Genomic DNA, 22,833 nt, shown 5'->3' with positions numbered 1-22,833 from the left:
ACTATGTGTTAACACTAATTCGCAATTTTAGCGCCTTTTCATATCGCGCTGCAGCGAAACCCGCCTCGGATACAGCTGGTGGCGCGCGCAAGCAAAGGCACTCTGGGGAAGGGCTCCGCGCCTTTTGCGCGGTCGCCCGTCAACTCAAATCATTCTGATAGTAGTACCCGGTTGTGACATACCATCCGCGGCGTACCTCGACCGGCCGGTCTCCATAGGTATAGGACACGCGCTCGACCGATAGCAAAGGAAAACCTGCCGGCACCTTGAGGAGGTCGGCCACGGTGGGCTCCGCGGCCACCGCGCGGATCTTCTCGGTCGCACGAATCATGCGCGTGCCGAATTCCGCTTCGAACATGGCGTAGAGCGGGCCTTTGTACTCGGCGAGGCGCTCGCTCGTGAGCCCGCGGAACACGCCGCCGGGCAGCCAGATTTCGTCGAGCACGGTGCTCTCGCCGTCGAACTGCAGCAGACGCCGGATCAGCACCACCGGATCCGCGGGCTTGAGGTCCAGTTGCCGTGCGATCTCGGCCGAAGCGCGCAGGCGCCGGCACTCGAGCAGCTTGCTCACGTGCGGGTGCTCCGCGCCGTCATCGGCGAGTAACCTGAGAAAGCGAAACTGGGCGCGCTCTTCGTTGTGCGTTGCAACAAACGTGCCCTTGCCCTGGCGGCGCACCAGCAGATTGTCGGCAGCCAGTTCGTCGATCGCCTTGCGCACGGTCCCCTGGCTCACCTTGTATCGGGCGGCCAGTTCGACTTCGCTGGGGATGATTTCGCCGGGCTTCCATTCGCCGGACTCGAGGCTCTGGGTAATGAGCCCCTTGATCTGCTGGTAAAGCGGACTGAAGGTCGGGGACGGCGGCACCGCGGGCGCAGACGCCGGAACCCCGCTCTCGGGAGCGGTGGAATTCGCGTTGCTGGCCGGGTTTGCACTCATGGCGCGCATTTCAACATAAACCCCCCTACGCATCAAGCATTTTGCCTGTAATAGTTATGTCTTATATAAGACATAAGATACGGTTGACTTTGATCCTGTCGACTTCTACACTCCCGATCGAGCAAGGGTTTGCGGGCAGGCTGCATGCTAATTTCAGGACATGAAACCGGCATGACGAGGAGACACCGCCGGCCACATCCGCCTCGTGGCGCATACGCCGCGAGCCGCCTTGCACGATGCTGTTCCCCACGCAGTCAACGCAGTAGAGGTTTCGATCCGCCCAGCCGGCGCGCGTGAGTCGTTGCGCGCCGCGCGTTTCGTGGGAGAGCCCGAGCGAGCTGTTGCAGGAGTCGGCACACGCGAAGCGGCCAGCGTCTGGCGTTCCTCGAAGGGCGCCCCGTTCACCTCTTGCCATGTTGCACAGGTTACCGGCACGGTGGTCCGTGCCGGCGGCGCACGCTTCACGGCTTGTCAGTCAGGGTTGTTCCAGTGAAGCGCGCACGCCGGCGATAAAGACCGCCTGTTTCACCTACGCTTCGTGTATCGCGCATATAGAATGGCGTTTTACCCTGGCGTCTAACGCATCTTCCTGGAGATTTTCAATGGCTAAGCCCGCAAAGCGCGTTGCCGTCACCGGCGCCGCAGGTCAGATCGCTTACTCCCTGCTGTTCCGCATTGCGAATGGCGACCTGCTCGGCAAGGATCAGCCCGTCATCCTGCAACTGCTCGACCTGCCGCAAGCGCAAGCCGCCGTCAAGGGCGTCGTGATGGAACTGGACGACTGCGCATTCCCGCTGCTCGCGGGCGTGGTCATCACCGACGACCCGAAGGTCGCGTTCAAGGACGCCGACGTCGCCCTGCTGGTTGGCGCACGTCCGCGCTCGAAGGGCATGGAGCGTAAGGACCTGCTCTCGGCCAACGCCGAAATCTTCACGGTTCAGGGCAAGGCGCTGAACGACGTCGCCAGCCGCGATGTGAAGGTGCTGGTCGTCGGCAACCCGGCCAACACGAACGCCTACATCGCCATGAAGTCGGCTCCGGATCTGCCGAAGAAGAACTTCACCGCCATGCTGCGTCTGGACCACAACCGCGCGCTCTCGCAACTGGCCGCCAAGTCGGGCAAGCCGGTGGCTTCGATCGAGAAGCTCGCCGTGTGGGGCAACCACTCGCCGACGATGTATCCCGACTTCCGTTTCGCCACCGTCGACGGCCAGTCGCTCAACGCGCTGATCAACGACGACGTGTGGAACCGCGACACGTTCATCCCGACGGTCGGCAAGCGCGGTGCGGCGATCATCGAAGCGCGCGGCCTCTCGTCGGCAGCTTCGGCCGCCAACGCAGCGATCGACCACGTGCGCGACTGGGTCCTCGGCACGAACGGCAAGTGGGTCACGATGGGTATCCCGTCGGACGGCTCGTACGGCATCCCCGAAGACATCATCTACGGCGTGCCGGTGACGTGCGAAAACGGCGAATACAAGCGCGTGGAAGGCCTCGAAATCGACGCGTTCTCGCGCGAGAAGATGGACGGCACGCTGGCCGAGCTGCTCGAAGAGCGCGAAGGCGTGGCTCACCTGCTCGGCAAGTAAGCCGGCGGTACGAACGGAACGCGCGTTTGACGCCCGTTCCGTTCTGCTTTATGGGCCGCGGTGCAGCCTCCGCAGGCCGCCTTGGGCGGGCCCCCTACGCAGGCCGCCCCGGCCCCCCCCCCCGATCCGCATGCGCCTTGCCGGCAGGACGCATCCGAATCCGGTATCTCCTGTAAAACTCGACTCCCGACGCCGAAGATGCGCGCCATTCTGCCAGCCGAAGTGTTGTTTGACGGCGAAGCGCCGCCCGCCATCCTGCCCGCATGCGACCACTACGCGGGCAGTGAGAAGCTGATGCTCAAATCGCTCGCGCTGCAACAGCAGCTGGGCCCGGTATTCGACATCACGCTCGATTGCGAAGACGGCGCGCAGGTGGGCCGCGAAGCCGAACACGCCGAACTCGCGGCGTCGTTCATCGGCGGCGAACACGACCGCTTTGGCCGCGTCGGCGTGCGCATCCACGATTTCCATCACCCGCACTGGCGCGACGACGTGCGCATGATCCTGCGCGCCGCCAAACGCGCGCCGGCCTTCATCACCCTGCCGAAGATCCGGGCCGTGGGCGACGCCGCCGAAATGACGGCATTCATCGAGGCCACGCGCGTCGAGATGGGCATCGACAAGCCCATTCCCGTTCAATTGCTCGTCGAAACGCACGGCGCACTCGCGCGCGTGTTCGACCTCGCCGCGCTGCGCGGCGTCGAGTCGCTCAGCTTCGGGCTGATGGACTTCGTCTCCGCGCACGACGGCGCGATTCCCGACACGGCCATGCGCTCGCCCGGCCAGTTCGACCACCCGCTCGTGCGCCGCGCGAAGCTCGAAATCGCAGCCGCGTGCCATGCGTTCGGCCGCGTGCCCTCGCACAACGTGAGTACGGAGGTGCGCGACATGGACGTGGTGGCGAACGATGCGCGCCGCGCCCGCAACGAGTTCGGCTACACGCGCATGTGGAGCATTCACCCGGCACAGATTCCCGCGATCGTGGCCGCTTTCGCGCCGCGCGACGAAGAAATCGCGCTGGCCGCCGACATCCTGCTGGCCGCGCAACACGCCCAATGGGGTCCGACACGCCACGGCGACACGCTGCACGACCGCGCGAGCTACCGCTACTACTGGTCCGTGCTGCGTCGCGCGCGCGCCACGGGCCGCGACTTGCCGGCCGAAGCGGCGCCGCTGTTCGCGCGGGGCGAGCTGGCGCAGGAGTCGGCCTGATGCGCGCCGCGAATGGGTGCAGAAAACGTTTTCAGCGTATCGCGCCACGACGACGACGCGGATCTCGCACCGCATAGCGCAGCGGCGGCAGTCACGGACAGTTACAGGCAGTTACTTGCGAACCAGGCTGCAAACAACACCGGGCCGGAGAAATTGAAGCTCATGGCGATAAATAGGTGAAAATAGCGTCCGCTGCGCGCTTTCGGGGCGCGCGCCGTGCAAACGGCGGTTGCCTGTTCAACCGCGCACTGATCAACCGCATTTAGATAGATAAAGGTTTGACACTCATGAAGAAACTGCTGATCGCCGCTGTCATCGGCACGCTGTCCTCGACGCTGATGCTGGCCGCCACCGACGCCGCCGCACAAGGCACGTCGACCACGGCCAAAAAGCCGGCTCCGAAGCATCGCATCATCAAGCGCAAGGCCAACCCGGCCAAGGAAGCGAAGGTCGATCCGATCCCGGCAGGCTCGGAGCACTGGAGCTGCGCGGAAGGGGCGCAATTCGACCTGAAGGGCGACATGGCACGTGACCAGATCGTCACCGTTCACTGGGCGAACAAGAACTACAACCTGCCGCGCCAGGTCACGACCACGGGCGCCGACCGCTTCCACGACGCCGCCACCGGCCTCGACCTCGTCGTGATCCCGACCAAGGCCATGCTGTTCTCGGACAAGGACAGCTCGCGTCTGGCCGACGAGTGCAAGACGGTTGCAATGCAGCAAGGCGCAATGGCGCCGACCCAGGCGCAGGCGCTGAACCCGGCCAACCGCGCTCCGGCAGCCGCCAGCGGCGCTGCGGGCCAGTAAGTCCCGCAGGATCGCCTCGATGTCCGCCCTGATCTCCAACGTCAGGCCGCAGCCGGACCAGGTGCTGGTCGATATCGTCGACTACGTACTGGGTTTCCGGGTTGACAGCGCACTCGCGCTGACGACGGCCCGGCATTGCCTGATCGATACCCTCGGCTGCGGACTCGAGGCGCTCTCCTACCCCGCCTGCACCAAGTTGCTGGGACCGATCGTGCCGGGCACGATCGTCCCGCACGGCGCGAAGGTGCCGGGCACGTCATTCCAGCTCGATCCGGTTCAGGCCGCGTTCAACATCGGCGCGATGATCCGCTGGCTCGACTTCAACGACACATGGCTCGCCGCCGAATGGGGCCATCCGTCGGACAACCTGGGCGGCATCCTCGCGACCGCCGACTGGCTCTCGCGCACCGCCGTCGCCCAGGGCAAAGCGCCGCTCACCATGAAGCACGTGCTCGAAGGCATGGTGAAGGCGCACGAGATCCAGGGCTGCATTGCGCTGGAAAACTCGTTCAACAAGGTCGGTCTCGACCATGTGCTGCTCGTGAAGCTCGCCTCGACGGCCGTGGTCGGACAATTGCTCGGGCTCGCCCGCGACGAGCTGATCAACGCCGTAACGCTTGCGATGGTCGACGGCCAGTCGCTGCGCACCTACCGCCACGCGCCCAACACCGGCTCGCGCAAGTCGTGGGCCGCGGGCGACGCCACCTCGCGCGCCGTGCGTCTTGCGCTCATGGCGAAAACGGGCGAGATGGGCTATCCCTCGGCGCTCACGGCAAAAACGTGGGGCTTCTACGACGTCTCGTTCAAGGGGCGGCCGTTCAGGTTTCAGCGCCCCTACGGCACGTATGTGATGGAAAACGTGCTGTTCAAGATTTCGTTCCCCGCCGAATTCCACGCACAGACCGCGGCCGAAGCCGCGATGACGCTGCACGGCGTGCTCGCGCAGCGCGGCAGGACGGCTGGGGACATCAAGCGCATCACCATCCGCACGCATGAAGCGGCCATCCGCATCATCGACAAGCGCGGCCCGCTTGCCAACCCGGCCGACCGCGATCACTGTATCCAGTATATGGTCGCCGTGCCGCTGATCTTCGGCCGCCTCACCGCCTCCGACTACGAAGACGAAGTCGCAAGCGACCCGCGCATCGACGCGCTGCGCGCGAAGACGGTATGCGTGGAAGACCCGCAGTTCACGAAGGATTATCACGATCCGGACAAGCGCGCGATCGCAAATGCGCTCACCATAGAGCTCATCGACGGCACGACGCTCGACGAGGTCGTCGTGGAGTATCCGATCGGCCACAAGCGGCGCCGCGAAGAAGGCATTCCGCTGCTGATAGAAAAGTTTCGAATCAACCTCGCGCGCCGCTTCCCCGCGAAGCAGCAGCAGGCGATTCTCGACGTCTCGCTCGACGAGGCCCGGCTTTGCGCCCTGAGCGTCAACGAGTACGTCGACATGTATGTGATCTGAGCAATCAGGCAGGTAACAGTGACAGCAGCAAACGAGCAGTAAGCGTTATTTCCGCGATTAAACGAAGGAAAACACTATGGCCCACAATCTCCACAAAACGCTAAAAGAATTCGACAGCGGTTCCGGCAAAGGCAAGTTCTACTCGCTGCCGCAACTCGGCAAGCAGCTTGGTGTGAAGATCAATCGCCTGCCGGTCTCGATCCGTCTGGTGCTCGAGTCTGTGCTGCGTAACTACGACGGCAAGAAGATCGCGGAAGAGCACATCGAGCAACTGGCGAACTGGAAGCCGAATGCTTCGCGCGTCGACGAAATCCCGTTTGTCGTCGCCCGCGTCGTGCTGCAGGACTTCACCGGCGTGCCGCTGCTAGCCGACATCGCCGCCATGCGCGGCGTCGCCAAACAGGTCGGCAAAGATCCGAAGGTCATCGAGCCGCTCGTGCCGGTGGACCTCGTCGTCGACCACTCGGTGCAGATCGACTACTTCCGCCAGAAGGACGCGCTCGACCTGAACATGAAGCTGGAATTCCAGCGCAACAACGAGCGCTATCAGTTCATGAAGTGGGGCATGCAGGCGTTCGACACGTTCAAGGTCGTGCCGCCGGGCATCGGCATCGTCCACCAGGTGAACCTGGAATACCTCGCGCGCGGCGTGCACAAGAAGACCGAAGGCGGCGACATCGTCTACTACCCGGACACGCTCGTCGGCACCGACAGCCACACCACGATGATCAACGGCATCGGCGTGGTGGGCTGGGGCGTGGGCGGCATCGAAGCGGAAGCCGGCATGCTCGGCCAGCCGGTGTACTTCCTCACGCCCGATGTGGTGGGCGTCGAGCTCAAGGGCAAGCTGCGCGAAGGCTGCACGGCAACCGACCTCGTGCTGACCATCACCGAAATGCTGCGCAAGGAGAAGGTGGTCGGCAAGTTCGTCGAGTTCTTCGGCGAAGGCACGGCGTCGATCGGCGTGCCCGACCGCGCGACCATCGGCAACATGGCGCCGGAATACGGCGCGACGATGGGCTTCTTCCCGGTCGACGAAAAGACGATCGACTACTTCAAGGGCACGGGCCGCACGCAAGCCGAAATCTCGGCATTCGAGAACTACTTCAAGGCCCAGGATCTCTTCGGCGTGCCGAAGGCCGGCGACATCGACTACACGAAGACGCTCACGCTCGACCTCGGCACGGTCGCGCCGTCGCTGGCCGGTCCGAAGCGCCCGCAGGACCGCATCGAAATCGGCAACGTGAAGTCGACCTTCACGGACCTGTTCTCGAAGCCGGTCGCGGAAAACGGCTTCAACAAGAAGGCCGCCGACCTCTCCGCCGAATACGCGGCGGGCGAGAAGGTCAAGCTGCACAACGGCGACGTGCTGATCGCCGCGATCACGTCGTGCACCAACACGTCGAACCCGAGCGTGCTGCTGGCCGCCGGTCTGCTCGCGAAGAAGGCCGTGGAAGCGGGCCTGACGGTCGCGCCGCACATCAAGACGTCGCTCGCGCCGGGATCGCGCATCGTCACGGAATACCTGACGAAGACGGGCCTGCTGCCGTACCTCTCGAAGCTCGGCTTCGAACTCGCGGCATACGGCTGCACGACCTGTATCGGCAACGCCGGCGACCTGACGCCCGAGCTGAACGAATCGATCGTCAAGAACGACGTCGTCGCGGCTGCGGTGCTCTCGGGCAACCGTAACTTCGAAGCGCGTATCCACCCGAACATCCGCGCGAACTTCCTGGCCTCGCCGCCGCTGGTCGTCGCTTACGCGATCGCGGGCAACATCACGCGCGACCTGATGACGGAACCGGTGGGCAAGGGCAAGGGCGGCCGCGACATCTACCTCGGCGACATCTGGCCGACGAGCGACGAAGTCAACGCGCTGCTCAAGTTCGCGCTCGATCCGGAGGCGTTCCAGAAGAACTACAGCCAGCTCACGAAGAAGGGCGACCTGTGGAGCAAGATCGAAGGCGAAGAAGGTCAGGTCTACGACTGGCCGAAGTCGACCTACATCGCCGAGCCGCCGTTCTTCGGCAGCGACTTTTCGATGACGCCGTCGTCGGCAGTGCCCGAGATCAAGGGCGCACGCGCACTGGGCATCTTCGGCGACTCGGTCACGACCGACCACATCAGCCCGGCTGGCTCGATCAAGGAAGACTCGCCCGCAGGCAAATGGCTGAAGGAAAACGGCGTGCAGAAGGCCGACTTCAACAGCTACGGCTCGCGCCGCGGCAACCACGACGTGATGATGCGCGGCACCTTCGCGAACGTGCGGATCAAGAACCTGATGATTCCGGCGAAGGCCGACGGCACGCGCGTGGAAGGCGGCCTGACGATCCACCAGCCGAGCGGCGAACAGCTGTCGATTTACGACGCCGCCATGAAGTACATCGACGCCGGCACGCCGACCATGGTGTTCGCAGGCGAAGAGTACGGCACGGGCTCGTCGCGCGACTGGGCAGCCAAGGGCACGCAGCTGCTGGGCGTGAAGGCCGTGGTCGCACGCAGCTTCGAGCGTATCCACCGCTCGAACCTCGTCGGCATGGGCGTTCTGCCGCTGCAGTTCAAGGGTGCGGACAGCGTTCAGTCGCTCGGCCTGACGGGCGAAGAAACGTTCGATATCGAAGGCCTGACGGACGACTTCAAGCCGCAACAGGACCTGACGCTTGTGATCCACCACAAGGACGGCAAGGATCAGCGCGTGCAGGTGCTGCTGCGCATCGATACGCCGATCGAAGTCGACTACTACAAGCACGGCGGTATTCTGCCGTTCGTGCTGCGCTCGCTTCTGGCCGCCTGACTCGCGGCTTAAGTACGCAGTTTTTTGCAGGTGCCGCGCCCGGCAACGGGTGCGGTCACACTTGGAGCCCGGCGTAAGTCGGGCTTTTTTTTCGACTGTGCTTTGGGTCGCGCTATTCGATCAGCTTGTTCAACGTCGCAAACTCGATCAGCGCCGCAAGTGACGAGACGCCGAGCTTGTCCAGCACGCGAGTCTTATAGGTGCTGATGGTTTTATCTGAAAGCCCGAGCCGTGCCGCGATACCCTTGTTGCTCAAACCGCGCGCGAGATACTGCAGGACTTCGACTTCGCGAGGCGACAGCCCGTTGAGCGCCACGTCGCGGCCGCCGCCGCAGCTGCCCGCCGGGAAGCAGTCGTAGCCGAGCAATACCGCCCTGACCACCCCGCACAGTTCCTCCACGCCGCGATTCTTGTTGACATAGCCGTTCGCGCCCGCGATACGCGTGTGATTGGCCATGACCAGCTCGGGCTTCGCAGAGAGCACGAGAATGCGCGCGCCGGGCTGCTGCGCGCGAATGCCGCGGATGACGGAAAGGCCGTCGAGCTTCGGCAACTCGAGGTCGAGAATCGCCAGATCGGGACGCAGATCCTGTACGAGCTGCAGGCCCGCTTCGCCGTCGCTGCACTCGCCTACCAGCTCGTACTCCGTATTGAGTACGTTGGCGAGCATCTTCCGCACAATCGGATGGTCGTCGATGACGACGACGCGCTTCATTTTCTGTTCCATGATGGCGTGACTTGTTTATCCCTTCAGCGTGAATCTCACAGCCTGAACGCCACGCGAGCATTTTTATATAGGAAAGTTCTGAAAGAACCCGCAGGGAACTGTCGCAGGGTTAACCCGCAGCGCACGCGATTTGAATTTAACTAATGCGTGAATTAAAGTAGAACGATGATCACGCGCGCCCGCACCGCTGCCGCTGCGCCCCGCCCGCGCGGCCGACGCCGCGCCGCCGCCGACCTCGACATGCGCGAGCGGCTGCTCGCCAGCGCCACGCAACTGTTTGGCGAGCAGGGCATCGCGGCCACCACCATGGCGCAGATCGCCGAGGCCGCGGGCGTGACGTCCGCCATGGTCCACTACTACTTCACGAACCGCGAAAAGCTGCTCGACGCCGTGGTCGAAGAGCGCATTGCGCGCTCGATTGCCTTCGTGTGGGAAAGCGTGGACAGCGCCCGGGGGGATCTCGCGCAAGACCCACATGCGCTCGTGGAAGAACTGGTCGCGCGGCTCTTCGAAGTGACCTCGCGCATGCCCTGGCTACCGCCGCTCTGGCTGCGCGAAATCGTCAACGAAGGCGGCTTGCTGCGCGAGCGCATGCTCAAGCGGCTGCCCATCGAGCCGTTGCAGCGCTTCGCGGCGCGCGTCAACGAGGCGCAGCGCGACGGCAGCGTCAACGCCGAACTGGAAGCGCCGCTGCTCTTCATCTCGATTCTCGCGCTCGTCATGCTGCCGCTCGCCACTTCGAAGCTCTGGCAAAGTGTGCGCGGCTTTCCGAAGATCGAGCGCGAGGCGCTGCATCGGCATGTGAGCGCGCTGTTGAGCGCGGCCTTGCGGCCTGCGCCGCAGGACGCGCGCGCGCGCCGCGCGACGGGCTCGACTGCCGGCCGCAAGGAGGACGCGTCATGAAGCGCCGCATTGCCGGCACGTGCGCCGCGGTGCTCGTGCTCGCCGCCTGTTCCCGGCATGGACCGGCTGGCTGGCAGGGCTATGCCGAAGGCGAGTACGTCTATCTCGCGTCGTCGCAGCCAGGCACGCTCACGCACCTCGAAGTGCAGCGCGGGCAAACCGTGGCCGCCCATGCGCCCGCCTTCGCGCTCGACTCCGTCGAGGAAGCGGCGGCGCGCGACGAGGCGCAGCATCGCCTGACGGCCGCACAGCAGCAGCTCGCCGACCTCCAGACCGGCAAGCGTCCGCCCGAAGTGCGCGTGACCGAGGCGCAGCTCGCGCAGGCCGAGGCGAATGCGCGCAAGGCCGCGCTCCAGCTCACGCGCGACGAAGCGCAACTGCGCGCAGGCGGCATTGCGCAGGCGCAGCTCGACGACTCGCGTGCGCAAGCCGCCTCCACGGCCGCGCAGGTGCGCGAACTGCAAAACCAGGTGCGCGTGGCCAATCTGCCGGGACGAACCGCGCAAATCGCGGCCCAGGCCGCCGACGTCGAGGCCGCGCGCGCCTCGCTCGCGCAGGCGCAGTGGCGGCTCGACCAGAAGCGCGTGAGCGTGCCGAGCGGCGGCCTCGTCTACGACACGCTGTTTCGCGTAGGCGAGTGGGTGCAGGCGGGCAGCCCCGTCGTGCAGATGTTGCCGCCGCAGAACGTGAAGGTGCGCTTTTTCGTGCCCGAAACGATCGTCGGATCGCTCGCGCCGGGCCGCAAGGTGAACGTGCGCTGCGACGGCTGCGCCGCCCGGATCCCGGCCACCATCACGTGGATTTCGAACGCCGCCGAATATACGCCGCCCGTCATCTACAGCAACGAGAACCGCGCGAAGCTCGTTTTCATGATCGAGGCCCGGCCTTCTGCAGAAGACGCCGTGAAGCTGCATCCGGGTCAGCCGGTCGAGGTGACGCTGCAATGAGCACACCTGATCGGCCTGCCGGCGACTACGCCATCGACGTGCGCAATCTCAACAAGCGTTTCGGCAGCAAGCACGTCGTGAACGACGTGTCGCTGCGTGTGGCGCGCGGCGAGATCTTCGGCTTTCTCGGCCCGAACGGCAGCGGCAAGACCACGTCGATCCGGCTCATGTGCGGGCTGCTCACGCCCGATTCCGGCTCGGGCACCTGCCTCGGCTACGACATCCTGCGCGAGAGCGCGCAGATCAAGCGTCACGTGGGCTACATGACGCAGCGTTTCTCGTACTGGGAAGACCTGACGATCCGCGAGAACCTCGACTTCGTTGCGCGCATCTACCAGATGCGCAACCGCCGCGAAGCCGTCGACCGAGCGCTCGAATCGCTCGGGCTCGCAAGCCGCGCGGGCCAGCTCACGGGTGCGCTCTCGGGCGGCTGGAAGCAGAGGCTCGCGCTCGCGGCCTGCATGCTGCACGAGCCCGAATTGCTGCTGCTCGACGAACCGACTGCGGGCGTGGATCCCACCGCGCGCCGCGACTTCTGGGAGGAGTTGCACCGGCTCGCCGCGCGGGGCATTTCGGTGCTCGTGAGCACGCATTACATGGACGAAGCCGAGCGCTGCCACAAGCTCGCCTATATCGCCTACGGCAAGCTGCTCACGCAGGGCACCGCCGCCGAGGTGATCGCCGAACAGAACCTCGAAACGTGGGCGATTCATGGCGAGCGGCTCAGCGCGCTCGCCGCGCAGTTACGCGAAGCGCCAGGCATCGACCAGACGGTGGTGTTCGGCTCGGCGCTGCATGCGAGCGGACGCGATCATGCCGCGCTGGCCAAAGCGGTCGAGCGCGCCGTAGAAGGCCAGCCCCTGCGCTCGGAGCGCATCGACACCGGTCTCGAAGATGTGTTTATCTACCTGATGAGCCATGCTCAGGACAATTACGGAGTCGTGTCGTGAGCGCGTCGTTCCCGTTTTCCGTGGCGCGCTGGTGGAGCATCGTGCTCAAGGAGTTCCTGCAGCTCAAGCGCGACCGCATCACGTTCGCGATGATCGTTGGCCTGCCGATCATCCAGCTCACGCTGTTCGGCTATGCAATCAACACCGACCCGAAACATTTGCCCACCGCGATCGTCGTGGGCGAGGACAGCGTGTTCGCCCGCAGCTTCGTCGCGGGCATGCGTAATTCCGCCTATTTCGACGTGGTCGAAACGTTGCCCGACGAAGCCTCGGCGCGTCATGCGCTCGCGCGCGGCACGGTGCAGTTCGTGCTCAGCATTCCTGTCGATTTCTCGCGGCGCCTGCTGCGCGGCGAAAGACCCTCGCTGCTTGTCGAAGCCGACGCGAGCGACCCCACTGCCATCACCACCGCGCTCGCGGCGCTGCCCGGGCTTGTCGCGCCCGTGGCCGCGAAAGACCTCACCGGCCCGCTCGCGCATCTGAACGGCACGCCCGCCGCGTTCGACGTGCAGGTGCACCGGCTCTACAACCCGGAGGGCATCACGCAATACAACGTCGTGCCCGGACTCATGGGCGTGATCCTCACGATGACGATGGTGATGATGACGGGCCTCGCCATCACGCGCGAGCGCGAGCGCGGCACGATGGAGAACCTGCTCGCCACGCCGGTGCTGCCCATCGAGGTGATGACGGGCAAGATCATTCCGTACGTGGCGATCGGGCTGATCCAGGCGACCATCATCGTGCTCGCGGCGCGCTACGTATTTCACGTACCGTTCGCGGGCGGTCTCGTCACGCTCTATCTTGCGGCGCTGCTGTTCATCGCCGCGAATCTCACCGTGGGCATCACGCTGTCGTCGCTCGCGCAGAACCAGTTGCAGGCCATGCAGCTGACGATGTTCTATTTCCTGCCAAGCCTGCTGCTCTCCGGCTTCATGTTCCCGTTCGGCGGCATGCCGCGCTGGGCGCAGTGGCTCGGCAACCTGCTGCCGCTCACGTATTTCAACCGCCTCGTGCGCGGCATCCTGCTCAAGGGCAACGGCTGGACCGACCTGTGGCCCGCGGTGTGGCCGCTTGCCATATTCACGGTCGCGGTCATGGCGATTGCCGTGCGCTTTTACCGGCGCACGCTCGACTAGCGCGAGGCACACGACCATGACACGCGACGCCGCCCTTGCCTTCCTGTTTGTGCTCATGCTCGCGGGCTGCACCGTGGGCCCCGATTTCCACCCGCCCGCCGCGCCCGCTGCCACGGGCTGGACGCGCGAGCCCGTGCCGGTGTCCACCGCCGGCACCGCCGGCCCCGGCGGCGGCGCGCAAACCTTCACGGCCGCAGCGCACGCGCCAAACGACTGGTGGACACAATTTGGCAGCATGCAGTTGAACGAACTCGTCGATCAGGCCTTGCGCGCGAGCCCCACGCTCGACTCGGCGCGCGCCAGACTCGTAGAAGCGCGCGAAAACTACAACGCGCAGGCAGGCGCGACGAACTTTCCCGCCGTCGATCTGAAACTCTCCGGCACGCGCCAGAAGGTCGATCTCGCCGCCTTCGGCATCACACAAGTGCCGAACCCGCCGCCGTTCACGCTTTACAACGCTTCGGTCGGCGTCTCGTACGTATTCGACCTGTTCGGCGCTAACCGTCGCGCACTGGAATCCACGCTCGCGCAGGTCGATTATCAGGCGTACGAAATGGAGGCGGCGCGCCTGACGATAGCCGCCAACGTGGTGTCCACCGCCATCCGCCGCGCCTCGCTGCAGCGCCAGATCGACCTCACCACGCAGCTCGCGCAGACGCAGGCACGCCAGCTCGCGATCATGCAAGCGCGCTACTCGGCCGGCGGCGTGGCGCAGATCGACGTGCACAGCCAGCGCACCCTGCTCGCGCAAACGCGCGCCTCGCTGCCGCCGCTCGAAACGCAGCGCGCGGCTGCGGAGCATCAGCTCGCCACCCTGCTGGGCGTCGCGCCTGCGCAGTTCGCCGCGCCGCTCGACGCCCTTTCTCTCGATACACTGCATCTGCCTGATACGGTCTCGCTCACCGTGCCTTCCACGCTGGCCCGCGAGCGTCCCGACATACGTGCCGCCGAGGCGCTGCTGCACCAGGCCGGCGCGAACGTGGGCGTGGCGACTGCGAACCTCTATCCGCAGATCTCGCTCTCGGCGAGCATCGGGTCGCAGCGCACGCATATCGAAGACGTCATCAGCGGACTGAACATCTGGAATGTCGGACTCGGCCTCACCCAGCCGCTGTTCCATGGCGGCGAATTGCGCGCGAAGAAACGCGCGTCGGAAGCCGCCTATGAAGCCGCTTTCGCCGATTATCGGCAGACGGTCCTGCAGGCGTTGCAGCAGGTCGCCGACTCGCTCCAGGCGCTCCAGAACGATGCGACCGAACTGCAGGCGCGCGACGACGCCGCGCGGGAGGCGCAGGCCAACGCGGCGATCGCACAAACGCGCTACAACGCAGGCGGCGTGAGCGAGTTTGCGTTGATCGATGCGCAACGCCAGGCGCTTCAGACTACGCTCGACCGCTCGCGCGTCCATGCGGATCGGCTAACCGACACCGCGGCGCTCTATCAAGCCCTCGGTGGCGCGCCGCTTCCCGGTACCGCGCCGCCCGCGCAAGGCAACGACGCATCGGCGCCCAGCGCGCCCGTCCGGTAAGCCGGCCGCCCCGGACGGCAACCGGCAGCCCGCTGCGGCAACCATTCGTTTCCTTTCGTCTGCGCCGCGACTGCGCGACAATGACCCTCCCGCTGCTCCATCCGCAAACGAGAGACACGTATGAACCCGGCATCGCTGTCCCCCGCAAGACTGTCCCCCAACGATCTCGTCGCGGCCGAGGCATTTGAGCTTTCGGAATGGATACGCCTGCGCCAGGTCTCCTGCCGCGAGGTGATGAGCGCGTTTCTCGATCATATCGAGCGTGTGAATACACCGGCCAACGCCATCGTCTCGCTGCGCGAGCGCGCCACGCTGCTCGCCGAGGCGGGCGCTCGCGACGCCCAGCTCGCGCGCGGCGAATACCTGGGCTGGATGCACGGCATGCCGCAAGCGCCGAAGGACCTCACGGCCACGGCCGGCGTCCCGTGCACGCAAGGCTCGCCGCTGTTCCGCAACGAAGTGCCCGCAGCCGATTCCCTGATGGCCGCGCGCATGCGCGCACAGGGCGCGATTTTCATCGGCAAGACGAACACGCCGGAATTCGGCCTTGGCTCGAACACCTACAACACGGTCTTCGGCACCACGCTCAACGCCTACGACCCCACGCGCAGCGCAGGAGGCAGCAGCGGCGGCACGGCCGTGGCGCTTGCGCTGCGCATGCTGCCCGTGGCGGACGGCAGCGACATGATGGGATCGCTGCGCAATCCCGCCGGGTGGAACAACGTGTTCGGCTTTCGTCCGTCGCAAGGGCGCGTGCCCTCCGTGCCTGCGCACGACCTGTTCTTCCACCAGCTCGGCTACGCGGGACCGATGGCCCGCAACGTACCCGACCTCGCGATGCTCCTTTCCACCCAGGCGGGCTACGACGCGCGTGCTCCGCTTTCCATGGCCGAAGATCCTGCGCAGTTCGCGGGCTCGCTCGAACGCGACTTTGATTGCGCGCGCATCGGTTGGCTAGGCGATTACGACGGCTATCTGCCGATGGAAGACGGCGTGCTCGCGCTTTGCGAAACGGCGCTCAAGGACTTCGAATCGACAGGCTGCAAGGTCGAGGCCGCACGCCCCGACTTCCGGATGGAACGCCTGTGGCAAACCTGGCTCACGCTGCGCCATTTCTCGTGCGCAGGCACGCTGGGCGCGCTTTATCGCGATCCGGAAAAGCGCGCGCTGCTCAAGCCGGAAGCGCAATGGGAAGTGGAAGGCGGCCTGAAGCTCTCGGGCGAAGACGTGTGGAACGCCACGGTCACGCGCAGCCAGTGGTACCACGCGCTGCTCGCGCTCTTCGAGCGTTACGACTACCTCGTGCTGCCCAGCGCCCAGCTCTTCCCGTTCGACGCGAACGAGCACTGGCCAAAGTCGATCGCGGGCCGCACGATGGACACCTATCACCGCTGGATGGAAGTCGTGATCGGCGCCAGTCTCGCGGGGCTGCCGGTCATCAGCGTGCCTGCGGGCTTCAATGCACAAGGCCTGCCGATGGGGCTGCAGGTGATCGGCAAGCCGCGCGCGGATCTCCAGGTACTGCAACTCGCCCACGCGTACGATCGCGCCACGCAGTGGGTCAAGCGGCGTGTGCCGCCGCTGCTTCAGGCGTAACGCGCACAAGCCAAAAGGCAGCGCCGCGGCGCTGCCTTTTCTTCATCGCCATCCCACGCCCTCGCACCCTCACGCCTTCACCGCGCGCGCCGCATTCCTGCCGCGCAGCCATTCGAGCGCGAGCAGCAGACATGTGGAGAACACGATCAGGATCGTGGCGAGCGCCGCGATCGTCGGGCTGATGTTCTCGCGGATGCCCGTGAACATCTGGCGCGGCAAGGTGGTCTGGTCGGCGCCCGCGAGGAAGAGCGTCACGACCACTTCGTCGAACGACGTGGCGAACGCGAACAGCGCGCCCGAAATCACGCCCGGCGCGATGACGGGCAGCGTGATGCGAAAGAACGTCGTGACCGGATTCGCCCCGAGCGAAAGGCTCGCGCGCACGAGATTATGATTGAAGCCCTGCAGCGTGGCCGCGACCGTGGTCACGACGAACGGTACGCCCAACGCCGCATGCGCGAGGATCAGCCCGAGATACGTGTTGGCGAGTCCGAGCGGTGCGAAGAACAGGTACATGCCCACGCCCACCACGACCACGGGCACGATCATCGGCGAGATGAGCACGGCCATGAGCAGCGCCTTGCCGCGGAAATCGGCCTTGGTGATGCCGATAGCCGCGAGCGTGCCGAGCACGGTTGCCACGAAGGTCGCGGCGGGGCCCACGATGAAGCTGTTCTTCGCGGCCATGCGCCATTCGTCGGACATCACGAGGTTCTGATACCAGCGCAGCGACCAGCCCGGAATCGGATAGACGAGGAACGTGCTCGACGAAAACGACAGCGGCACGATCGCGAGCACGGGCAGGATCAGATACAACAGCGTGAGCACGACGAGCGCGCGCAGCGCGAAGTACCACACGCGTTCGACGGCCGACATATGCGGCGCAAAAAGCGGTTTGGCGAATTTCATGGTTGCGCCTTCCTCAGCCGAGGCTCAGTTGCGTGCGCGTGAAGCGCCCGTAGACGAAATAGAGCACCGTGGTCGCCGCGAGCAGCAGCGCGCCCAGCGCGCAGGCCATGCCCCAGTTGATCGACACGTTGGTGAAGTACGCCACGTAGTAGCTGACCATCTGGTCGCCCGGGCCGCCGAGCAGCGCCGGCGTAATGTAGTAGCCGATCGAGAGAATGAACACGAGCAGCACGCCCGCACCCACGCCGGGGTACGTCTGCGGCACGTACACACGCCAGAAGGCCGCGAACGGATGGCTGCCGAGCGACACGGCCGCGCGCTGGTAAGTCGGCGGAATCGACTTCATCACGCTGTAGAGCGGCAGCACCATGAACGGCAGCAGGATATGCGTCATCGAAATGTAGACGCCCACGCGGTTGAACAGCAGCGTCAAGGGCTGCGAAATGAGGCCCGTGCCCAGCAGCGCCTTGTTGACGAGACCCTCGCCCTGGAGAATCACGATCCACGCGGCGACGCGCACGAGAATCGACGTCCAGAACGGAATCAGCACGAGGATCATCACGAGATTCGCGCGGCGCTCGGAGAGCGTGGAGATCCAGTAGGCGAGCGGGTAGCCGAGCAGCAGCGCGAACACCGTCACGAACACGCTGATGACGAAGGTGCGGCCGAACACGTCGAGATAGATCTGCTGCTCCGGATCGGCGGCCACGATGCGGCCGAACGCATCCTGCCGGTGGTCCAGCGATGCAAGCAGGTAGAACGGCGAATAGCGCGAGCTGTTCTTCGCGATCGCCTGCCAGTAGGTGACGTCGCCCCAGCGGTCGTCGAGTTCGACGAACCTGGCGCGCGTTTGCGCGGGCGTGAGCGTGAGCGGCTTGCCGTCGTCGTCGGCGAGCGGCATGGCGCGCGCCGTCTTCGCCACCAGCGAGCGGAAGCCCGCGATTTCCACGTTCAGGCGGCGCGCCAGCGCGCCCATCGCGTCGCCGTCCTTCACGATGGTCAGGTCTTGCGCGAGCGCTGCGTAGGCCGCGTCGGGCGGCGCGCTCTTGCGGTCCCAGCCGCGCAGCGCCGCGATAGTATGCGGCAGCGCCGTCGCCACTTCGGGGTTCTGAACCGCGCGCGTGAGCAGCGCGGCGATCGGCACCACGAAAATCAGCAACAGAAAGATCGCGAGCGGCGCAATCAGCATGAGCGCCATCGTGCGCTTCTTCGCTTGCGCTACGCGCAGTTCCCGCTTCAGGCGCGCTGTCTCTTCGCGCGCCGGGCCGGCAACGTTGGTCACGGTCGTCATTGTGGTCACATCCGGTCTCCAGCCATGCAGCCAAAGCGCTCCGGCGCCTGCGCGCCGGAGCGTCTACCCCATCCTTACTTCGCGGCCCACGAGGCGAAGCGCTGCTCCAGTTCGTCGCCGTGGTCGGTCCAGAACGTGAGGTTCTCCTGAATCGCGGTCTTGCCGTTGGCCGGCGAGTTCGGCAGGTTGGCGAGCGTCTTCGCGTCGAGCGCCTTGATCGCATTCGCGTTTACCGGGCCGTAGGCGATGTGCTGCGCGTACGCCTGCTGCGGCTTCGGCGAGAGCGTATAGGCGATGTACTGCTCGGCCAGCGCCTTGTTCGGCGCGCCCTTCGGGATCGCCCAGTAGTCGAGGTCGTAAATGCTGCCGGTCCACACGACCTTGAGGTTCTTGCCTTCGCGCTGAGCGGCGTCGATACGGCCGTTGTATGCCGTGGACATCACCACGTCGCCCGCGACCAGGAACTGCGGCGGCTGCGCGCCGGCTTCCCACCACTGGATGTTCGGCTTCAGTTCATCGAGCTTCTTGAAGGCGCGGTCCTGACCGGCCTTCGTCGCGAGCACCTTGTAGACGTCCTGCGGCGCAACGCCGTCGGCCATCAGCGCGAACTCCATGTTGTAGCGGGCGCCCTTGCGCATGCCACGCTTGCCCGGGAATTTCTTCACATCCCAGAAGTCAGCCCAGTTCGCCGGTGCGGTCTTGAGCTTGTCGGCGTTATAGGCGAGCGCCGTCGACCACACGAAGAAGCCTGCGCCGCAGGGCTGTTGCGCCTCTTTCATGAAATCGCCCTTGTTGCCGAGCCTGGCCCAGTCGAGCTTCTCGTAGAGACCTTCGTCGCAGCCGCGCGCGATGTCGCCCGTTTCGACTTCCACCACGTCCCAGTCCACGTGCTTTGCGTCGACCATGGCCTTCACCTTGGCCTGCTCGCCGTTGTACTCGACCGCGGTGATCTTGTTGCCCGTCTGCGCCTGGAACGGCTCGTTGAACGCCGCCTTCTGCGCATCGCCATTGGCGCCGCCAAAGTTCACGACGGTCAGCTCCGCGGCATTCGCCACGCCGAACGAGAATGCGAGCGCGGCCGCGACCGCTGCAACGCGCATGTTGCCGATCTGTTTCATGGTTGAGTCCCTTCTCCTTGGTGGTTTGTCTTGCCGGGCCCTTCGATGCGAGAAACGTGGCCCGATCGTCGAGACGCCTGCTTCGCGGGGCAACGGCGCGAGATTGCGCGCCGCGCCCGCACGCCTCATGCGAACACGCGCAGATGCTCCGGCGCGAATTCGAGTGCGACCGGCTGGCCGGGCGCGAAGCCGTCGAGCGCCTCGGTGCCGAGCGGCACCTTCACGAAGCACTCGTCCTGCTGGGGCACGCCACAGCGCATGCGCACGTGGTCGCCGAAATAGATGAGGCCGCGCGCTTCGCCCGCGAGCGCGTTCGCGCCGTTGCCCCTGGAACCGTTCGCGAGCTTCATGCGCTCGGGACGAATGCAGGCGATGGCCGCGGCACCCGCCTGCGCACCCGCCACATTGCGGCCCTTCAGGCGCGTGCCGTCGGCGAGATGCATTTCGCAGTACTCGCCATCGACGGCGGCAATGGTGCCGCGCAGCCGGTTGCTGTCGCCGATGAAGTTCGCCACGAACTCGTTGCACGGCGACTCGTAGAGCCGGTCCACGCTGTCGAGCTGCTGCACGATGCCCTTGTCGAACACGGCCACGCGGTCCGACATGGTGAGCGCCTCGCCTTGATCGTGCGTGACATAGACGAACGTGACGCCGAGCTTTTCATGCAGCGACTTCAGTTCGTACTGCATATGCTCGCGTAACTGCTTGTCGAGCGCGCCGAGCGGCTCGTCCATGAGCACGAGCTTGGGCTGGAACACGAGCGCGCGGGCGAGCGCGATGCGCTGCTGCTGGCCGCCCGAGAGCTGCGCGGGATAGCGCTTCGCGAAACCTTCCATGCGCACCATCCTGAGCGCGTCGTTCACGCGCTGTGCGCGCTCGGCGGTCGGCACCTTGCGCACGCCCAGCGGATAAGCCACGTTCTGCTCGACCGTGAGATGCGGAAAGAGCGCGTAGTTCTGGAACACCATGCCGATGTCGCGCTTGTGCGGCGGCACGTTGTTGAGCAGCTTGCCTTCGAGGCGGATCTCGCCGCCGGTGGGAAACTCGAAGCCGGCGAGCATCATCAGGCAGGTGGTTTTGCCCGATCCGGACGGCCCGAGCAGCGTCAGAAACTCGCCCTGATAGATATCGAGGTCGAGTTGTTTGACGACCAGTGTTTCGCCGTCGTAGGTCTTGCGCACGCCGCGAAAGCTGACGATCACATCCGAGGTCTTCATTCGCCCTGTCTCCTTTGCTGACCCTTTTTCCCGGCCCTTCTGACGCGATTAAATAAATCCTGTCGCAGGCATTAACCGAAACTGACGTGCGAATTACTATAGATGGTCCCGGCTCTATTCAATGGAGCCATTTCATTATTATCGATGGAACCACTTGGCCATGGTGATCCTGTCCGAATGGCTCGCGGCGCAGCTCGACAAGGAGAGCGCCGAGCCCGCCTACCGTCAGTTGCTGCAGCTCATGCAGCAGGCCATCCTGACGGGCCGGCTCGCGCCCGGCAGCAAGCTGCCCAGCTCGCGCACGCTCGCGGGCGACCTCGGCGTGGCGCGCAACACCGTGCTCCATGTGTACGACCAGCTGAGCGCCGAGGGCTACGTGATCTCGACCACGGGCAGCGGCACCTATGTCGCCGACACACGCCCCGACTCGGCCGCCGTGAGCACGCCAACGCCGGCGTCTGCCCCCGCCGACGATGACGACGACGCGAGCGGCGCCTCCCCGCGCGGCGACATGTCGATGCGCGGCCAACGGCTCATCGACGAGGCGGGCGTGTCCGCCAGGCAGTGGGGCGCCTTCATGCCGGGTGTGCCCGACGTGGCCGAATTTCCGGCGCGCACGTGGAGCCGCCTGCAGGCGCGGCTGTGGAAATCGGCGAACCATGGGTTGCTGACTTACGCGCCCGGCGGCGGCTACCGGCCGCTGCGGCGTGCGCTGTCCGACTACCTGCGCGTGGCGCGCTCGGTGCGCTGTACGCCGGACCAGATCATCATCACCACGGGAATTCACCAGTCCATCGATCTCGCCGTGCGGCTGCTCGCCGACGTGGGCGACCGCGCATGGGTGGAAGAACCCTGCTACTGGGGCGCGCGCAGCGTGTTGCAGTCTTCGGGACTGAAGCTCGCACCCATCCCCGTCGACGACGAAGGGCTCAATCCGCGCGAACAGGACCTGCGCGACCCGCCGCGCATCGCGCTCGTCACGCCTTCGCATCAATACCCGCTCGGCATGGTGATGAGCCTCGCGCGCCGCCGCACGCTGCTCGAATACGCGCGCCAGCACAAGGTGTGGATCATCGAGGACGACTACGACAGCGAATTCCGCTACGGCAGCCGGCCGCTCGCCTCGCTGCAGGGTCTCGACGAATCGGACCGCGTGATCTACGTGGGCAGCCTCGGCAAGCTGCTGTTTCCGGGCCTGCGCATCGGCTACATGGTCGTGCCCGAGCGGCTCGCGGCCACGTTTCGCACCGGCGTGGCGGAGCTGTATCGCGAAGGCCAGCTCATGCAGCAGGCCGTGCTCGCCGAGTTCATCATGGATGGCTATCTCACTTCGCACGTGCGCCGCATGCGCACGCTCTATGGCGAGCGGCGCCAGTTGCTGATCGACGCGGTCACACGCCACTTCGGCGACGCACTGCCGGTCATGGGCGACGAAGCGGGCCTGCACTTCGTGCTCGGCCTGCCCGACCATGCCGACGATCGCGCCGTCGCTGCGGCCGCCTACGACGCCGGCGTGATCGTGCGCCCGCTCGCGGCCTACTACAGCCAGCGCCAGGAGCGTAAAGGATTGCTGACGGGCTACGCGTGCGTGCCGCACGAGGAAATCGAGCCGGCCTTTGCGACGCTCGCGCAGGTCATCGAGGAACACACGTTTGCGAAGCCCAAAAAGCTGCGGCGCGCCGGTTAGAACGAAGCG

18 protein-coding genes are annotated in these 22,833 nt (G+C 65.5%); 12 read left to right on the top strand and 6 right to left on the bottom strand.

Annotated elements, in window-relative coordinates:
• Positions 1-139 precede the first annotated feature (139 nt).
• On the bottom strand, positions 140-937 hold the full coding sequence (locus BHE01S_RS23565; protein WP_042268315.1) for a GntR family transcriptional regulator: 798 nt from the start codon (positions 935-937) through the stop codon (positions 140-142).
• A 602-nt stretch (positions 938-1,539) separates the two neighbouring features.
• Between BHE01S_RS23565 and BHE01S_RS23560 the strand changes: the two genes are divergently transcribed.
• The 5 genes from BHE01S_RS23560 (at position 1,540) to acnA (ending at position 8,812) form a co-directional block, all read left to right on the top strand.
• Complete coding sequence (locus tag BHE01S_RS23560) at positions 1,540-2,526, top strand: malate dehydrogenase (RefSeq protein WP_042268265.1); 987 nt, start codon at positions 1,540-1,542, stop codon at positions 2,524-2,526.
• Positions 2,527-2,724: 198 nt separating this feature from the next.
• On the top strand, positions 2,725-3,738 hold the full coding sequence (locus BHE01S_RS23555; RefSeq protein ID WP_042268263.1) for an HpcH/HpaI aldolase/citrate lyase family protein: 1,014 nt from the start codon (positions 2,725-2,727) through the stop codon (positions 3,736-3,738).
• Positions 3,739-4,025: 287 nt separating this feature from the next.
• A complete protein-coding gene (locus tag BHE01S_RS23550; protein WP_042268261.1) occupies positions 4,026-4,547 on the top strand; it encodes a hypothetical protein in 522 nt (173 codons plus the stop codon).
• A 19-nt stretch (positions 4,548-4,566) separates the two neighbouring features.
• Entirely contained in the window at positions 4,567-6,018 is a 1,452-nt protein-coding gene (locus BHE01S_RS23545; protein ID WP_042268258.1) for a bifunctional 2-methylcitrate dehydratase/aconitate hydratase, read from the top strand.
• A 76-nt stretch (positions 6,019-6,094) separates the two neighbouring features.
• Positions 6,095-8,812, top strand: a complete 2,718-nt coding sequence (gene acnA / locus BHE01S_RS23540) for an aconitate hydratase AcnA (protein ID WP_042268256.1) — start codon at positions 6,095-6,097, stop codon at positions 8,810-8,812.
• Between the two features lie 112 nt (positions 8,813-8,924).
• Here the strand turns inward: acnA and BHE01S_RS23535 are convergent, their stop codons facing one another.
• Positions 8,925-9,527, bottom strand: coding sequence for a response regulator transcription factor (locus tag BHE01S_RS23535; RefSeq protein WP_042268313.1), 603 nt, complete (start codon positions 9,525-9,527; stop codon positions 8,925-8,927).
• Positions 9,528-9,704: 177 nt separating this feature from the next.
• Between BHE01S_RS23535 and BHE01S_RS23530 the strand changes: the two genes are divergently transcribed.
• The 6 genes from BHE01S_RS23530 (at position 9,705) to BHE01S_RS23505 (ending at position 16,602) form a co-directional block, all read left to right on the top strand.
• On the top strand, positions 9,705-10,442 hold the full coding sequence (locus tag BHE01S_RS23530; protein WP_042268254.1) for a TetR/AcrR family transcriptional regulator: 738 nt from the start codon (positions 9,705-9,707) through the stop codon (positions 10,440-10,442).
• A complete protein-coding gene (locus tag BHE01S_RS23525) occupies positions 10,439-11,389 on the top strand; it encodes an HlyD family secretion protein (RefSeq protein WP_042268252.1) in 951 nt (316 codons plus the stop codon). The genes BHE01S_RS23530 and BHE01S_RS23525 overlap by 4 nt, the downstream gene beginning before the upstream one ends.
• On the top strand, positions 11,386-12,339 hold the full coding sequence (locus tag BHE01S_RS23520; protein ID WP_042268250.1) for an ABC transporter ATP-binding protein: 954 nt from the start codon (positions 11,386-11,388) through the stop codon (positions 12,337-12,339). The genes BHE01S_RS23525 and BHE01S_RS23520 overlap by 4 nt, the downstream gene beginning before the upstream one ends.
• Positions 12,336-13,478, top strand: a complete 1,143-nt coding sequence (locus BHE01S_RS23515; protein ID WP_042268247.1) for an ABC transporter permease — start codon at positions 12,336-12,338, stop codon at positions 13,476-13,478. Before BHE01S_RS23520 ends, BHE01S_RS23515 begins: the two co-directional genes overlap by 4 nt.
• 16 nt (positions 13,479-13,494) lie before the next feature.
• Positions 13,495-15,006, top strand: a complete 1,512-nt coding sequence (locus tag BHE01S_RS23510) for an efflux transporter outer membrane subunit (RefSeq protein WP_042268245.1) — start codon at positions 13,495-13,497, stop codon at positions 15,004-15,006.
• Between the two features lie 120 nt (positions 15,007-15,126).
• Entirely contained in the window at positions 15,127-16,602 is a 1,476-nt protein-coding gene (locus BHE01S_RS23505) for an amidase (protein WP_042268243.1), read from the top strand.
• Between the two features lie 69 nt (positions 16,603-16,671).
• Here BHE01S_RS23505 and BHE01S_RS23500 read toward each other — a convergent pair whose 3' ends face one another.
• The 4 genes from BHE01S_RS23500 to BHE01S_RS23485 form a co-directional block, all read right to left on the bottom strand.
• Positions 16,672-17,511, bottom strand: a complete 840-nt coding sequence (locus BHE01S_RS23500) for an ABC transporter permease (protein WP_042268240.1) — start codon at positions 17,509-17,511, stop codon at positions 16,672-16,674.
• A 13-nt stretch (positions 17,512-17,524) separates the two neighbouring features.
• Complete coding sequence (locus BHE01S_RS23495) at positions 17,525-18,802, bottom strand: ABC transporter permease (RefSeq protein WP_042268238.1); 1,278 nt, start codon at positions 18,800-18,802, stop codon at positions 17,525-17,527.
• Between the two features lie 74 nt (positions 18,803-18,876).
• On the bottom strand, positions 18,877-19,920 hold the full coding sequence (locus BHE01S_RS23490; RefSeq protein ID WP_042268236.1) for an ABC transporter substrate-binding protein: 1,044 nt from the start codon (positions 19,918-19,920) through the stop codon (positions 18,877-18,879).
• Between the two features lie 125 nt (positions 19,921-20,045).
• Complete coding sequence (locus BHE01S_RS23485) at positions 20,046-21,137, bottom strand: ABC transporter ATP-binding protein (protein WP_042268234.1); 1,092 nt, start codon at positions 21,135-21,137, stop codon at positions 20,046-20,048.
• Between the two features lie 154 nt (positions 21,138-21,291).
• Between BHE01S_RS23485 and pdxR the strand changes: the two genes are divergently transcribed.
• Positions 21,292-22,824, top strand: a complete 1,533-nt coding sequence (gene pdxR / locus BHE01S_RS23480; protein WP_157025593.1) for a MocR-like pyridoxine biosynthesis transcription factor PdxR — start codon at positions 21,292-21,294, stop codon at positions 22,822-22,824.
• The last annotated feature ends 9 nt before the right edge of the window (positions 22,825-22,833 follow it).

This window comes from Paraburkholderia heleia NBRC 101817, from assembly GCF_000739775.1.
In the GTDB taxonomy this organism is placed as follows: Bacteria; Pseudomonadota; Gammaproteobacteria; order Burkholderiales; family Burkholderiaceae; genus Paraburkholderia; species Paraburkholderia heleia.
The sequence above is the reverse complement of the archived record's forward strand: the minus strand, read 5'-3'. Positions and strand labels throughout refer to the sequence as shown.

Bases quoted from the DNA above. Each gene is read 5' to 3' on its own strand.
- BHE01S_RS23545 (WP_042268258.1), top strand. From the start codon at position 4,567: ATGTCCGCCCTGATCTCCAACGTCAGGCCGCAGCCGGACCAGGTGCTG.
- BHE01S_RS23505 (WP_042268243.1), top strand. From the start codon at position 15,127: ATGAACCCGGCATCGCTGTCCCCCGCAAGACTGTCCCCCAACGATCTC.
- BHE01S_RS23525 (WP_042268252.1), top strand. From the start codon at position 10,439: ATGAAGCGCCGCATTGCCGGCACGTGCGCCGCGGTGCTCGTGCTCGCC.
- BHE01S_RS23490 (WP_042268236.1), bottom strand. From the start codon at position 19,920: ATGAAACAGATCGGCAACATGCGCGTTGCAGCGGTCGCGGCCGCGCTC.
- BHE01S_RS23500 (WP_042268240.1), bottom strand. From the start codon at position 17,511: ATGAAATTCGCCAAACCGCTTTTTGCGCCGCATATGTCGGCCGTCGAA.
- BHE01S_RS23485 (WP_042268234.1), bottom strand. From the start codon at position 21,137: ATGAAGACCTCGGATGTGATCGTCAGCTTTCGCGGCGTGCGCAAGACC.
- BHE01S_RS23510 (WP_042268245.1), top strand. From the start codon at position 13,495: ATGACACGCGACGCCGCCCTTGCCTTCCTGTTTGTGCTCATGCTCGCG.
- BHE01S_RS23560 (WP_042268265.1), top strand. From the start codon at position 1,540: ATGGCTAAGCCCGCAAAGCGCGTTGCCGTCACCGGCGCCGCAGGTCAG.
- BHE01S_RS23565 (WP_042268315.1), bottom strand. From the start codon at position 937: ATGAGTGCAAACCCGGCCAGCAACGCGAATTCCACCGCTCCCGAGAGC.
- BHE01S_RS23520 (WP_042268250.1), top strand. From the start codon at position 11,386: ATGAGCACACCTGATCGGCCTGCCGGCGACTACGCCATCGACGTGCGC.
- BHE01S_RS23555 (WP_042268263.1), top strand. From the start codon at position 2,725: ATGCGCGCCATTCTGCCAGCCGAAGTGTTGTTTGACGGCGAAGCGCCG.
- BHE01S_RS23495 (WP_042268238.1), bottom strand. From the start codon at position 18,802: ATGACGACCGTGACCAACGTTGCCGGCCCGGCGCGCGAAGAGACAGCG.
- BHE01S_RS23535 (WP_042268313.1), bottom strand. From the start codon at position 9,527: ATGAAGCGCGTCGTCGTCATCGACGACCATCCGATTGTGCGGAAGATG.
- BHE01S_RS23530 (WP_042268254.1), top strand. From the start codon at position 9,705: ATGATCACGCGCGCCCGCACCGCTGCCGCTGCGCCCCGCCCGCGCGGC.
- BHE01S_RS23550 (WP_042268261.1), top strand. From the start codon at position 4,026: ATGAAGAAACTGCTGATCGCCGCTGTCATCGGCACGCTGTCCTCGACG.
- acnA (WP_042268256.1), top strand. From the start codon at position 6,095: ATGGCCCACAATCTCCACAAAACGCTAAAAGAATTCGACAGCGGTTCC.